Origin of the sequence: Paraburkholderia sp. J67 (assembly GCF_905220265.1) — a bacterium.
Lineage (GTDB): Bacteria > Pseudomonadota > Gammaproteobacteria > Burkholderiales > Burkholderiaceae > Paraburkholderia.
This window is the reverse complement of sequence record NZ_CAJMZK010000042.1, coordinates 23,448-36,429: the sequence shown is the minus strand read 5'-3', so window position 1 is coordinate 36,429 and position 12,982 is coordinate 23,448. Positions and strand designations below refer to the sequence as shown.

Below are 12,982 nucleotides of genomic sequence, written 5' to 3'. Positions count from 1 at the left end.
GCTATCGTACGCGGTGGGCCGCTTTTGCAACAAGCGGTAAGAATCTGGAGAGATCGGCAGGTGATGCGCTGGAGGGCGGCGAGGGAATAGGGAAATCGCCGCGCGCAGCATGGCGAGGCGAACAGGCAATCCAGCCAGACAAGGTGACGTGAGCGCGCCGTGCAGAAGCTTGGCGCGAATCCTGCGGCGGCGCGCGCGAAGGCGCTTAAAGCGCGCGTTGCACCGTGCGGGCCGAGTCGGTGATGTCCTGACCGAAGCCGGCAACCGTGTTACAGCCCGACAGGCCAATCGTGATGGCGGCGACCATGAGTATCGCCAGAGTGCGAATGTACATATAAACCCCGAGTTTCAATCGACCATCGGCTTTGTGCTTTAGCGCGTTCTTTCTGCCGATGTGGTCGCCAGTTTATCAGCACCCGGCGGATCGGTCCCTTACATAAGCTTGTCGATAGCGCGCATGGGGCTATCTGCGCAACCAAACGGACTCCGAACTAAATAATCCGGAGCGTCCTGGATTGATTGCGCTCTAGCCACGGCGACCGTGAAAAAGACCCAGACCTTTGAGGTCTGGGCGAAACCAGCGGGGACGGGGTGCCCCCGTGGTGGAGGTTTCAACGAATTCCAGCGGGTTCGGGCCGTTTCCAGCAGCAAAACGGGCTCGCTGCGGGTTTAACCCCGGAGCGAGCCCTTGATTCAGGCAGGCGGTGCGTGTCTGCGGCGCTGCCCTTGGCCGTGGGCCCGGGCCAAATTACTGACCGAAATAAACCGGCTTCATGCCGTCATAGGCAGGGCGGGCTGCGGCGGTAGCGGCGACGGCTGCAACCGGAGCGGCAACGCGGCCACCCGATGCGCTCGAACCATCCGCGACGCCGCCCACTGCGCTGTTTTGTGCGGCAACCTTGGCTTCAGCGGCAAGCAGGTCGTCGGGGTAATGCGGGTCGTTGCCGCGCGCCGGGCTGTAGCCGGCCTTTTCGAGTTGCACGAGTTCGGCGCGAACCTGCGCGCGGGTGACCGGCGCATTCGACTGGGCGAACGAGGCAACCGGAACGACGAGGGCAACAGCAACTGCGACGGCTTGAATAAGGGACTTCATGATGACAACCTCCATTGTGCTTTGATGTTCGGTGTGGCCTCTTGCCGCAACCGATGAAGCACAGTCTAGGAGTTTCCATCTCCAGGGTTAACCACTATTCCGGGAAGGTACTCTTGCCGCAGATGAGAAGATCCTGGCACGCACGGCGGCGGGGCGCTGCGCTGGCGGTTGCAGAAACCGCGCCAGATCACGCTGAAAACACCGCCACCGCCCCTTGCAGACGCATCGCCTGTTCGTCTAGCGCATGCGCGGCCGCTGCGGCTTCTTCCACGAGCGCGGCGTTCTGCTGCGTGACCTCATCCATCTGCGCGATCGCCTGATTGACCTGTTCGAGGCCGCGGCTCTGCTCGTTCGAGGCCTGCGCGATGGCCTCGAACACCTGCTTCGCCGAGGCGATATCGGCGCGCAGACGCACCATCGTCGCGCCGACATCGTGCGCGCGCGTCACGCCGCCCGTGATCGACGTGGTCGAATGCTCGATCAGATCCTTGATCTCTTTCGCGGCCGTCGACGAACGCTGCGCGAGCGAGCGCACTTCCGAGGCGACCACGGCGAAACCGCGCCCTTCGGTGCCCGCGCGCGCGGCTTCGACTGCCGCATTGAGCGCGAGAATGTTGGTCTGGAACGCGATGCCTTCGATGATCGCCGTGATCGACGCGATCTTTTCTGCGCTGCCCGAGGCCTCGTTCATGGTCTCGATCATTTGCGCCGATGTCGTATTGCCCGCGTTCACGGCGTCCATCGCGCGCACGATCACCTCGCAGGCGTGGCGCGCGTTATCGGCGTTCTGGCGCACGGCTTCGGTCAACTCATGGGTGGTCGCCGAGGTCTCTTCGAGCGCGGCGGCCTGTTGCTCCGTGCGCGACGAAAGGTCCGTGTTGCCCGCTGCGATCTGTGCGGCCCCCACCTTGACCGCCTCCACGCCGCGCGTGACCGAGCCGACGATCGTTTGCAACGACGTCTGCATCGCATCCATGGCCGCGAGCAGGCGGCCGGTTTCGTCGGTACGGTCGCGCTCGATACGGCTGTCGAGGCGTCCGGCGGCGATGGCCTGCGCGGTTTCGACGGCGCGCGCGAGCGGGTCGCGGATCGCCTTCACGAGCCAGCGTCCGGCAAGACCCGCGCACAACACGGCGAGGGCAGCGGCCAGCGCGACGCTCGTGTAGATCGTGTGTTGCAGCGTGGCGAGTTCGGCGGTGCGCGCGTCGATGTGCTCGCGCTCGGCCTTGTCGAGCGCATCGACGGCGGCAATCATGTCGCCCGTGCCCAGATAACTGCCGAAGCCCTCGGTCAGCGCGCTCAATTGCGCGATCGTGGCGCTGCCATCGTTGACGTGCGTGCGCATCGCGAGCATCGGATCGACGACTGTGGATTCCCAGGCGTTGTATTGCGCAACGGCCGTATCGACCATTCGATTACGCGCGGTGTCGGCCGGATCGAGTGCCTTGATGGCCGCCATGCGCTGGCGGAAATCGTCGATGTGATCGACTTTCCACTTCATGTGGCCGGGCTGGCCGTCGAGGTTATAGGCCAGCAGCGCCCAGATGATGTTCAGGTAATCGGCGCTCGCATCCTTGACGAGTCGTTGCGCCTGCACCGATACGGCGTTTTGCTGCTGCTTCTGGGCGATGGCGTTGAGGCCGTACCAGCACACGGCCGAACTCACGAGAAAAACGGCGATGACAACGCAGAACGCAGTGGTCAACTTCTTGCCGATCGAAAGGTTCTGCATCTTCATGTTCAAGGTGGATATCGAGGGAAAACGGCGCGTGGTTGTCCACGGAAAATGTCAGGATAATACGGTATACCAACATAGGTCGCTGGACAAGCGGTTTAAAAATAGGGAATCCCACGATGGTCGGGAGTTTGAAAATCAGGCGGGTTAAGATGCGCGCTCAAGTTTCCGCGCCTCCACGCCCAACCGCAGATCATCCCCACGCCATGACCCGATATCTCGACGCCGCCGCGCTAACCGAACTCGCCCAACGCGCGGAGCGAATCGATGCGCCACCGTGCGCCTGCACGAAAACGCCGCTGGACGGCTGGCAATCGCAGCCGCTTTCGCTCGATGAGCGGCAACTGGAACAGGTCGGCACGCTCATGCGCGAAGACGAAGCGGAGCCGACCTTCGCCGAACATCTGCCCGATGGCATCGGCTACTGGTCGGAGCAGGCGCCGATTTCCCCCAGGCACTTTCCGTATAACCGCTGCGGCGTGTGGGCGTGCTCGTCGTGCGGACGGCTCTACCTGCGCTATACCGAAGGCGGCGGCTACTTTGTCGATCAACGTATCCGCGCGTTGAAGGCGAACCTGATCGACGACGCACCGCTTTGAGTGCGGCCAGGCACCTGAATTGCGGCTCGACAGCGATCCATCGCTCACTTATCGTTTTGCTGTTTTGCACCGGGCCAGCCCGGACTGATTCCATCTACGACCAGACCAGCGCATGGGCATTCGGGAACTCGCCAAGGAACTGAAGCTATCCGTTTCGACCGTGTCGCGCGCCTTGAACGACAGCGACGAGGTGAGCGCCGACACGCGCGAGCGCGTGCGGGCCGCGGCGCTCGCGCATAGCTATGCGCCGAGCCGGTCCGCCGCGAGTCTGCGCAAAGGGCGGCTCGATATCGTCGGGCTGATGCTGCCGGTGCGTCGCGACGAAGAGACCTATACGCACGGTATTTTCATGAGATTGGCCGACGGTCTTCAGTCGGTTCTTTCGCGGCACGGCATGGACCTCGTGATGTACTCCAGCGCATCCTGGGACGACGAGTTCGCGCGGCTGCGTCGTATCGTCGATCGCCGCCACGTCGACGGCGTGATACTCGCCGGTACGCGGCGGCACGATGAGCGGCTCGACTATGTCGCAAGCCGCCAGTTTCCGTTTGTCGCGTTGGGCCGCAGCGAGTCGGGCGGCGAGCATGCGTGGGTCGATCTCGACTTCGAAGCGGCTGTTGCGGCCTGTGTCACGCAGTTCGTGGCGCGCGGGCATCGGCGCATCGCGCTCGCCATTCCCGGCGGCGACGCGATGCAGGCGCATATCTGCCTGCGGGCGTGGAAGCGGGCGATGAAGCAACATGGGCTGGCGGTGCCCGAGGGCTTCGTGCAGCGCAACGAGCTTTCCGAGCGCGGCGGCTATCTGGCCACGGCGGCGCTACTTGACCTCGCCGATCCGCCGGATGCGCTCATGTTCCAGAGCGACTGCATGGCGATTGGCGCGTACCGCAAGCTGCACGAAGTGGGCATGACGCCAGGCCGCGATCTGGCGATCTCGGGCGGCGTGCTGGCGGGCGAGATTTCGGAATATCTCGCGCCGCGCCTGTCTGGCTTCACGCTCGACGCCTATGGCCTGGGTGAGCGCCTCGCGCAGGCCTTGCTCGCCCAGATGCCCGAGTTTGCACAAACGTATCGCGCCGCGCGCGAGCCGCTGCTCTGGCCGCTCACGCTGCGCGATCGCGACGACGACGCCCCTTCAACGACGGCCGCCCAGCGCTAGCCGTCACGCCGCGCGAAGCCATTCGGCAGCGCGCCATCGACATTGTGGTTTCCGCGAATCGCCATTGCGATTTTCGCAGCCGGCTTGACAGCGTCTGGCCCAGACGCAACTATTGGCCTGTTTTCCGGAAACGTTTCCGGAAAACAGGGTTGCCTCGGTGCGCCGCATCAGGAAGCCGCAAAGACAGCGCGATCCTCACGCGCGAAAACGGAGACAGCATGAAGAAGCTACTTGCCGCGTCCGCGGCGATGGGTCTGGCATTCTCGCTTTCCTGTACGCCGCTGCTCGCGGCGTCACTGTCGGTCTGGGCCGTGGACGAGCCCGATAACTACACCGCGAAGATGGCGCAGGAATTCGCGAAACTGCACCCCGACGTCCACGTGCAGATCCGCAAGGTAGGGTTCGCCGCGCTCAACGACGAAACGATGCGCGCCGTCATGTCCGGCAACATGCCGGACGTCGTGCCGGTCGACAACCCGAATACGGCGATGTTCGCCTCGAAGAATGCGCTGCTCGATCTCGGGCCGTACCTCGCGAAATCGAAGGTCATCGACGCGAAGCAGATCTTTCCCGGCCCGCTGAAGAACGCCACCTGGAGCGGCAAGGTGTACGCCATCCCGCGCGGCACGAACACGCTGGCGCTGTACTACAACAAGGACCTGTTCAAGGCCGCCGGACTCGATCCGGAACATGCGCCGCAAAGCTGGGACGAACTCTATACCGACGCCCAGAAGCTGACCGACGCGAAGAAGGGCGTCTACGGTCTCGCGTTTTCCGCCATCAATACGGAAGAGGGCGTGTTCCAGTTCTTGCCGTTCGTGCAGGCGGCGGGCGCCGACTGGGATCGCATGAGCGATCCGGGCGCGGTGCGCGCGGCGGCGTTCTGGCAGAAGCTGCTGGACAGCAAGGTGGCGTCGCCCGACACGCTCACGCATAGCCAGTCGGAAGCGGCGGCCACGTTCATCAACGGCAATGCCGCAATGGCCATCGACGGTCCATGGGAACTCGGCGCGGTCGACCACGGCGCGAAGTTCAAATGGGGCGTGGCGCTCCTGCCGGCCGAGAAGGCGGGTGGTCCGCGCGCATCGGCGCTTGGCGAGCAGAATCACGCGATCCTGCGCGGCGCGAAAGACCCGGACACGGCCTTCCAGTTCATCGAGTACATGTACGCGCAGCGCGCCCGCAACTGGAACGAGTTCGGCATGCTGCCGCCTTCGAAGGACACCAGCACGCCCAGCCCGAAATGGCCGCAGGCGTATCAGGTCTTCAACGAGCAGATGCAGTACGCGCGTCCGCGCGGCCCGAATCCGCAGTGGCCGAAAGTCTCGAAGTCGATTTCCAATGCGGTCCAGTCGGTGTTGACGCACCAGGCGACGCCGCAAGAGGCGATGGCCGCGAACGCGCAGACTGTGCAGGCCTCGATCAAGTAAGTTATCCGAAATAATGGGCCGAAGGCACGCGACCGGAGGATGTAGCACGCCCTTCGGTCGCCGTTCCGCCCTGGTGCGAAAAACGTCATGAACACACTCTTGCGCCGTGCGCCGCATGACCCGGCTTTGGGGTTGCTGCGCCGCTTTCCGCGTGCCCATGCCTTCGAGCTCTCGCTGGCGGTGTTCGCGCTGCTGTATCTGCTGGTGTTTGCCGGTCTGCCGCTCGTCTACAACATCGTGCTGTCGTTTCAGCAGGTCGACCTGATGGCGCCTGCCACGCTGCTGCGCCCATTCGCCGGGCTCGCGAATTACCGCGATGTGTTCAGTCGCCCGGAAATGCATCAGGTGATCGTGAACACGGTGCTGTTTGTCGGCCTTTCACTCGCGTTTCAGGTCGTGATCGGCTTTCTGCTGGCGCTGCTGTTCGCGCAGGATTTTCCGTTCGCGAGCCTCATGCGCGGCCTGTTCCTCGCGGGCTGGATCATGCCGGGGCTGGTGGTGGGCGTGATCTGGAAGCTGATCTTCGCAGGCGACTACGGCGTGCTCAACCACGTGCTGCTGCAATTGCACGTGCTGCACGAGAAGATCTTCTGGCTTTCCGATCCGCACTGGTCGCTCTATGCCGTGATCGCTGCCAACGTCTGGCTGGGCGTGCCGTTCAACATGCTGCTGCTGTCCGTGGGCCTCGCAGCCATTCCGGCGGACCTGTACGAAGCGGCCGAACTCGATGGCGCGAACGCGCTGCAACGCTTTATCGGCATCACCTTGCCGATGATGAAGGCGCCGCTCGGCGCGGTGATCGCGCTGGGCGCGATCATGACGATGCAGCAGTTCGATCTGATCGCGGCGCTCACGCAGGGCGGTCCCGCCAATTCGTCGCTGGTCGCGCAGTACTGGTCGTGGCAGCTTTCGTTGCAGACCTTCGAGGTGTCGGCCGGCTCGGCGGTGGCTACGGTGATGCTGGTGCTCGTGCTGATCGTTGCGGTGATCTACGTGCGTTCAACGCGCAACGAAAGGATGGCTTGAGATGAAAAAGCCCCTGCGCTGGCTGCTATTCGTCATCGCCCTGTGTGTCACGGTGGTCTATCTGTTCCCGCTGTACTGGATGTACATCACCGCGTTCAAGAGCGCGAGTGAGATGTTCCAGTACCCGCCCACGTTCTGGCCGCAGCATCTGCAATCGCACTTGTGGCAGGTGTTTAGCGAAAGCGGCATGGGCAACTTCCTCTGGAACTCGTTCGTGACCGCCTGCGGCACCGTGGCGGTGACCGTGTTCGTCGGCACGGGCGCGGCTTACGCGCTCGCCTTCGTGCAGAACCGCTGGACCAGTTTCGCGATCTTCGCGGTGCTGGTGTTGCAAGCCTTGCCTTCGAGCCTGATGGTCACGCCGATTTTCACGGCCTTCAAGAGCCTCGGCCTGCTCGACTCGCCGCGCCTTGCCGTGGTGCTCGCGCAGATCACCAAGACGCTGCCGTTCTATATCGTGCTATGCCGCCCGAGCTTCGTGCAGGTGCCGCGCGAGTTGCGCGACGCGGCGCTCGTGGACGGCGCATCGCCCGCCCGCGCGTTCTTCGGCGTGATCCTGCCGCTCGCGGTCAACGGCATTCTCGTTTCGGCGATCCTGGTGTTCCTGCAATCGTTCGGCGAGTACGTGTACGCCCGCTCGCTGATTCTCGACGACCGCTATCAGACCGCTACGGTGGGCCTTTCCGCCTTCGTCGGCGCGACCAGGGTCGACTGGATCGGCATCATGACTTACTCGGCCATTTTCGTCACACCCATCCTCGTGGCCTTCATGCTGCTGCAACGCAGGATCGTCGCCGGACTCACCGCCGGCGCGCTCAAGTAACGCATACGGAGAATCGTTGTGGATCGCATACAGATCGAGCGCCTGAGCAAGAGCTACGGCGCCGTGCAGATCTTGAAGGACATCGACATCAGCGTGCCCGAAGGCTGCTTCGTCGCGCTGGTCGGGCCATCGGGCTGCGGCAAGTCCACCTTGCTGCGCACCATCGCCGGGCTCGAACCCATCACGGGCGGCACGCTGCGTATCGACGGACAGATCGTCAACGACGTGCCGCCGCGCAAGCGCGACGTTGCGATGGTGTTCCAGAGTTACGCGCTCTATCCGCACATGAACATCGAGAAGAACATGTCGTACTCGTTGCGCCTGCGCCGCGCAGCGCCACAGGCGATTCGCGCGAGCATCGACGGCGTGGCGCGAACCCTCGGGCTCGAACCGCTGCTCGCGCGCATGCCGCGCCAGCTTTCCGGCGGACAGCGCCAGCGCGTGGCGATGGGGCGCGCGATCGTGCGCAATCCCAAGGTGTTTCTGTTCGACGAGCCGTTGTCCAATCTCGATGCCGCCCTGCGTGTGCATATGCGCACGGAAATCCGCAAGCTGCATCAACGCCTTGGCGCGACTTCGGTGTATGTCACGCATGACCAGATCGAGGCGATGACGATGGCCGATCATGTGGTCGTGCTGCGAGCCGGGCAAGTGGAGCAGCAGGGCGCGCCGCTCACGCTGTATCACCGGCCGGCTAACCGTTTTGTTGCAGGCTTCATCGGTTCGCCCGCGATGAATTTCGTCGAAGCTGTGATCGGAGCGGATGGATGTAGCGCACGTTTTGGCGGCGCGGATGGCGCAAACACGCAGACGCTGGATCTGGGCCGCACGCTGCCGGTTGGCGCGCAAGTCTGGATCGGCTTGCGTCCCGAGCATCTGCGATTGCATCGCGACGCCCACGGCATGCGCGGCGCGATCGACACCGTCGAATCCACGGGTTCGATGAACTTTATCGCGGTGAAGCTCGACGGTGTGGCCGCGCCCGTCATGGTGGCGCAATCGACGGTTTGCAGCCTGCACAGCGGCGAAGCGATGAGCCTCGAAATCGCGAGCGAGCATATCCACGTGTTCGACATGAAGACTGAACGAGCGCTATAGAACGTGTTTCGCCTCCAAAAGAACGGGTTATCCGATTAGCTTTGAGTACATCTAAATGAAAATCAGCGATGGCAACTGGTTGATCCGCGAGGGCCTGAGCGTCACGTATTCGGCTGCGCCGCATAGCGTTGAGATCGTCGGCGACGAACTGCTCGTGCATGTCGCGCCCCGTGACGTCTCGAACCGGGAACGGCAACTCGATACGGGGCTCTTCACGTGGCGCTTCTTTTCGCCGCAAAGCGGTGTGATTGGCGTGCGTGTCGAGCACTTCTCAGGCGTGCTGGATCGCGGCCCGCATTTCGCGCTCAACCGCGAGACGGCGGACATCGTCACCTATAACGGCGAGGATGAAGCGAGCCTCACTAGCGGCTCGCTGACGGTTCGCATCGTCAAGTCTGGCGACTGGCAGGTGGATTTTCTTCGCGAGGGCGAACGTATTACGGGCAGCGGCCTGCGCGCGAGTGGCCAGGTTCACGACGCTACGCAGCGAGGCGCCGCGTTCATGTTCGAACGGCTCGATCTGGGTGTCGGCGAAAACGTCTATGGGCTGGGCGAGCGCTTTACCGCGTTCGTGAAGAACGGCCAGGTGGTGGAAAGCTGGAACCGCGATGGGGGTACGGGCACCGAACAGGCCTACAAGAACGTGCCGTTCTATCTGACCAACCGTGGCTACGGCGTGCTGGTGAATCACCCGGAGAACGTTTCGTTCGAAGTGGCCAGCGAGAAGGTGGCGAAGGTGCAGTTCAGCGTGGCGGGCGAGCGGCTCGAATACTACGTGATCGACGGACCCACGCCGAAAGCCGTGCTGGAGCGCTTCACGCAGTTGACCGGGCGTCCCGCGCTGCCGCCCGCGTGGTCGTTCGGCCTGTGGCTCACCACGTCGTTCACGACCAATTACGACGAAGCCACGGTGAACCACTTCATCGACGGCATGGCCGAACGCGGTATTCCGCTGCACGTGTTCCATTTCGACTGCTTCTGGATGAAGGCCTTCCACTGGTGCGACTTCGAATGGAACCGTGACACCTTTCCCGATCCGCAAGGGATGCTGGCGCGGCTCAAGGCGCGTGGGCTGAAGATCTGCGTGTGGATCAATCCGTATATCGCGCAGCCGTCGCCGCTGTTTGCCGAGGGCATGGAGAAAGGCTATCTGCTGCGCAAGCCCAATGGCGATGTGTGGCAGTGGGACCGTTGGCAACCCGGCCAGGGCATCGTCGATTTCACGAATCCCGCTGCGGCGCAATGGTATGCGGGCCATTTGCGGCGTCTGCTGGAGATGGGCGTCGACTGCTTCAAGACGGATTTCGGCGAGCGCATTCCTACCGACGTGATCTACCACGACGGCTCCGATCCGCAGAAGATGCACAACTACTACAGCTACCTCTACAACAAGGTGGTGTTCGATGTGCTGCGCGAAGTGCGGGGCGAGGGCGAAGCGGTGGTGTTCGCGCGCTCCGGGACCGTGGGCAGCCAGCAGTTGCCCGTGCATTGGGGCGGCGACTGCAGCGCAACCTATGAATCGATGGCCGAATCGTTGCGCGGGGGACTGTCGCTCGGCCTGAGCGGCTTTGGCTTCTGGAGCCACGACATCGGCGGATTCGAGCATACCGCGCCCGCCGATGTGTACAAGCGCTGGTGCGCATTCGGGCTGCTGTCGAGCCATAGCCGCCTGCATGGCAGCAAGTCGTATCGCGTTCCCTGGCTGTTCGACGACGAAGCGGTGGACGTGGTGCGCCATTTCACCGAGTGGAAGTCGCGGCTCATGCCGTACCTGTTCGACGCCGCGCGCCAGGCGGTCGATCATGGCACGCCGGTGTTGCGCGCGATGCTGCTGGAGTTTCCCAACGATCCGACCTGCGACTATCTGGACCGCCAGTACATGCTCGGCGATGCGTTGCTGGTTGCGCCGGTGTTCAATGCCGCGGGCGACGTGGACTTCTGGCTGCCGCAAGGGCGCTGGACGCATCTGTTCACCGGCAGGCCGGTGGAGGGTGGGCGATGGGTGCGCGAGCGGCACGGCTTCTTGAGCCTGCCGTTGTACGTGCGCCCGAATACGCTGCTCGCGATGGGTACGGAGGACCAGCGTCCCGATTACGACTACGCATCGCGCAGCGAACTGCATCTGTTCGAACTGGCCGATGGCGCAAGCGCCGCGGCCACGTTGCGCGACGAGCAAGGCACGCGCGTAACGCAGGTCGGCGTGACGCGGCGCGGCGAGACGCTGCACGTGCGATACGAAGGCGTGAAGGCCGCGTTGCCCTTGACGCTGCGCCAATGGCCCGAACTGCGCGATGCCGGTGGCCTGGCGATGCAGGCAAGCGAGTCCGGCATGGTCGTCAAGCTACCGGCGGGGGAGGGTGAAGTCGTGCTGCGGGCGTAAGCGAACTCAGTTGCGCGCGAACAGACACAGCATCTCGTACATCAGCGTCGCGGCCACGAACGCCGTATTGCCCGAGGGATCATAGGGCGGCGACACTTCCACGACGTCGCCGCCTGTTTTTGACCGCAAGGAAAGATACTTGAGACGCCGTGAACTCCGCCCGGAGAACAATTTACTGCAACCCTACCGAAGGCGTCAGCAAGGCTGTCCAACGCGCTCTATCAACCACGCTGGAGGATTCTGGAGTGCAACAGGTCGAAGGAAGCGATCCATGGCTGCGTAACCCACGGAGGTGCTAAATGGCTGTGTTGATGCAGGCCACGGGCCGCCGTGCTGCTGACTGGCCGTCACGGCGACGCCAGTAGGCACACCGCCGAAGAGAACACGTCCAGCAATCTGCGTGGCACAACGCGTGATTCGCCGCACGTCGGGGGAGTCAACTTCGGCGCCCCAAAGGGTTACGGTCAGGCTACCACCGACAGCGTTCAAAACTTCGACAATTTCGTCAATTGACTGAACGCGCACGAGAAGGCAGGCTGGACCGAAAACCTCTTCATGCAATGCGTGTTCGGATATAAAGTTTTGCGCGCTCGTGCGCGCAATCACAGGTCGCGGCGATGCATGATCATCATTAGTAGACTCGCCAGCGAGGACGGTTTGCACACCTGGGGTAGCAACAAGACGTGCAATGCCTGCGTCAAAATTGTGTTTCATGCTGGGCGTCAACATCGTGTGAGTTTTGGCGCTTTGCAAAGCATCTCGTAGCGCACTTTCAAACCTGTCTGCGTCGGCGCTCTCAAACAACACGACAAGACCGGGACTTGTGCAGATCTGTCCGCAACCGAACTCCATGGACGCTGCCAGAGTCCTCGCCAACTCCTCGGCATTTCCGGTCAAAGCAGACGGCAACGCAACTACGGGATTGGTCGATCCAAGTTCACCATAAAATGGAATCGGCCTTGGACGCGAATTCGCGTGTGACCACAACGCCGTACCGCCTTTGAACGAACCAGTAAACGCGACTGCTGCGATACCAGGATGACGTACAAGTCCAACACCCACTTCGATCCCTGCACCTTCCACCATTCCAATGAGACCTTCTGGCAATCCTTGCTGCGTCAGGACTGCCTTCGTCAACTCAAAAACTTCGCGCGACAACTGCGGATGGCCGGGGTGAGCCTTCACCACCACGGGACAACCCGCTGCAAGCGCCGATGCCGTATCACCACCGAGGACCGAGAAGGCAATTGGAAAATTGCTCGCTGAAAACATGGCGACCGGTCCCAGCGGAACGCGCACGCGGGTTAGGTGAGGCCGACCAAGTGGGGGAGCGCCGGCAATAGCCGGATCGTCGGATACCGCGAAAGCATTGCCATCTTCGACATGCTCGGCAAATCCGCGAAGTTGAAAGATAGTCCGATCCAGTTCGCTGTTCAATCGGACCGATCCCAGTGAGGTTTCATCGTCCCCAACGCAAACCAACTTGTCGCGACGCGCCTGCAAAACATCTGCGAGTCCACGCAAAAGCCTTGCGCGCGTCTCCCGGGACGATTGCGCCCAGTCGTTGGCTATATTCTCAGCCGCTGAAACGGCCGCATCTATTTGATCCGATGTGTAATCATTAATTTTCATTTTCTTT

General features: G+C 62.7%; 11 protein-coding genes and 1 pseudogene. 7 read left to right on the top strand and 5 right to left on the bottom strand.

From position 1 onward, the window contains the following. Positions 1-205: 205 nt before the first annotated feature. The 3 genes from U5782_RS39135 to U5782_RS39125 form a co-directional block, all read right to left on the bottom strand. Complete coding sequence (locus tag U5782_RS39135) at positions 206-334, bottom strand: hypothetical protein (RefSeq protein WP_322049219.1); 129 nt, start codon at positions 332-334, stop codon at positions 206-208. Between the two features lie 414 nt (positions 335-748). Then, complete coding sequence (locus tag U5782_RS39130) at positions 749-1,093, bottom strand: DUF4148 domain-containing protein (protein WP_322049218.1); 345 nt, start codon at positions 1,091-1,093, stop codon at positions 749-751. Positions 1,094-1,280: 187 nt separating this feature from the next. After that, the gene (locus tag U5782_RS39125) at positions 1,281-2,831 is read right to left on the bottom strand and encodes a methyl-accepting chemotaxis protein (RefSeq protein WP_322049217.1); all 1,551 of its coding nucleotides are present in this window, start codon (positions 2,829-2,831) and stop codon (positions 1,281-1,283) included. Between the two features lie 203 nt (positions 2,832-3,034). On the opposite strand from U5782_RS39125, the gene U5782_RS39120 reads away from it, so the two are divergent. From U5782_RS39120 to yicI, 7 genes are all read left to right on the top strand, one after another. Continuing rightward, complete coding sequence (locus tag U5782_RS39120) at positions 3,035-3,427, top strand: hypothetical protein (RefSeq protein WP_322049216.1); 393 nt, start codon at positions 3,035-3,037, stop codon at positions 3,425-3,427. A 112-nt stretch (positions 3,428-3,539) separates the two neighbouring features. Beyond that, entirely contained in the window at positions 3,540-4,586 is a 1,047-nt protein-coding gene (locus U5782_RS39115; protein WP_322049215.1) for a substrate-binding domain-containing protein, read from the top strand. A gap of 218 nt (positions 4,587-4,804) precedes the next feature. Beyond that, entirely contained in the window at positions 4,805-6,016 is a 1,212-nt protein-coding gene (locus tag U5782_RS39110; protein ID WP_322049214.1) for a sugar ABC transporter substrate-binding protein, read from the top strand. A gap of 87 nt (positions 6,017-6,103) precedes the next feature. Continuing rightward, on the top strand, positions 6,104-7,042 hold the full coding sequence (locus tag U5782_RS39105) for a sugar ABC transporter permease (RefSeq protein WP_322049213.1): 939 nt from the start codon (positions 6,104-6,106) through the stop codon (positions 7,040-7,042). A 1-nt stretch (position 7,043) separates the two neighbouring features. Next, complete coding sequence (locus tag U5782_RS39100; protein WP_322049212.1) at positions 7,044-7,865, top strand: carbohydrate ABC transporter permease; 822 nt, start codon at positions 7,044-7,046, stop codon at positions 7,863-7,865. Positions 7,866-7,883: 18 nt separating this feature from the next. Next, a complete protein-coding gene (locus U5782_RS39095) occupies positions 7,884-8,963 on the top strand; it encodes a sn-glycerol-3-phosphate ABC transporter ATP-binding protein UgpC (RefSeq protein ID WP_322049211.1) in 1,080 nt (359 codons plus the stop codon). 55 nt (positions 8,964-9,018) lie between these two features. Continuing rightward, positions 9,019-11,343, top strand: a complete 2,325-nt coding sequence (gene yicI, locus U5782_RS39090) for an alpha-xylosidase (protein ID WP_322049210.1) — start codon at positions 9,019-9,021, stop codon at positions 11,341-11,343. Positions 11,344-11,349: 6 nt separating this feature from the next. On the opposite strand, the pseudogene U5782_RS39085 reads toward yicI, so the two are convergent. Both U5782_RS39085 and U5782_RS39080 read right to left on the bottom strand, forming a co-directional pair. Beyond that, a pseudogene (locus tag U5782_RS39085) lies at positions 11,350-11,457 on the bottom strand (arginase family protein); the annotation flags it as partial. 81 nt (positions 11,458-11,538) lie between these two features. Next, positions 11,539-12,975, bottom strand: coding sequence for an aldehyde dehydrogenase (NADP(+)) (locus U5782_RS39080; RefSeq protein WP_322049209.1), 1,437 nt, complete (start codon positions 12,973-12,975; stop codon positions 11,539-11,541). Positions 12,976-12,982 lie beyond the last annotated feature (7 nt).

What these genes read in the sequence shown, in the direction of transcription:
- U5782_RS39105 (WP_322049213.1), top strand. Translation starts at nt 6,104, where the DNA reads ATGAACACACTCTTGCGCCGTGCGCCGCATGACCCGGCTTTGGGGTTG.
- U5782_RS39110 (WP_322049214.1), top strand. Translation starts at nt 4,805, where the DNA reads ATGAAGAAGCTACTTGCCGCGTCCGCGGCGATGGGTCTGGCATTCTCG.
- U5782_RS39120 (WP_322049216.1), top strand. Translation starts at nt 3,035, where the DNA reads ATGACCCGATATCTCGACGCCGCCGCGCTAACCGAACTCGCCCAACGC.
- U5782_RS39130 (WP_322049218.1), bottom strand. Translation starts at nt 1,093, where the DNA reads ATGAAGTCCCTTATTCAAGCCGTCGCAGTTGCTGTTGCCCTCGTCGTT.
- U5782_RS39115 (WP_322049215.1), top strand. Translation starts at nt 3,540, where the DNA reads ATGGGCATTCGGGAACTCGCCAAGGAACTGAAGCTATCCGTTTCGACC.
- U5782_RS39080 (WP_322049209.1), bottom strand. Translation starts at nt 12,975, where the DNA reads ATGAAAATTAATGATTACACATCGGATCAAATAGATGCGGCCGTTTCA.
- U5782_RS39100 (WP_322049212.1), top strand. Translation starts at nt 7,044, where the DNA reads ATGAAAAAGCCCCTGCGCTGGCTGCTATTCGTCATCGCCCTGTGTGTC.
- U5782_RS39125 (WP_322049217.1), bottom strand. Translation starts at nt 2,831, where the DNA reads ATGAAGATGCAGAACCTTTCGATCGGCAAGAAGTTGACCACTGCGTTC.
- yicI (WP_322049210.1), top strand. Translation starts at nt 9,019, where the DNA reads ATGAAAATCAGCGATGGCAACTGGTTGATCCGCGAGGGCCTGAGCGTC.
- U5782_RS39135 (WP_322049219.1), bottom strand. Translation starts at nt 334, where the DNA reads ATGTACATTCGCACTCTGGCGATACTCATGGTCGCCGCCATCACGATT.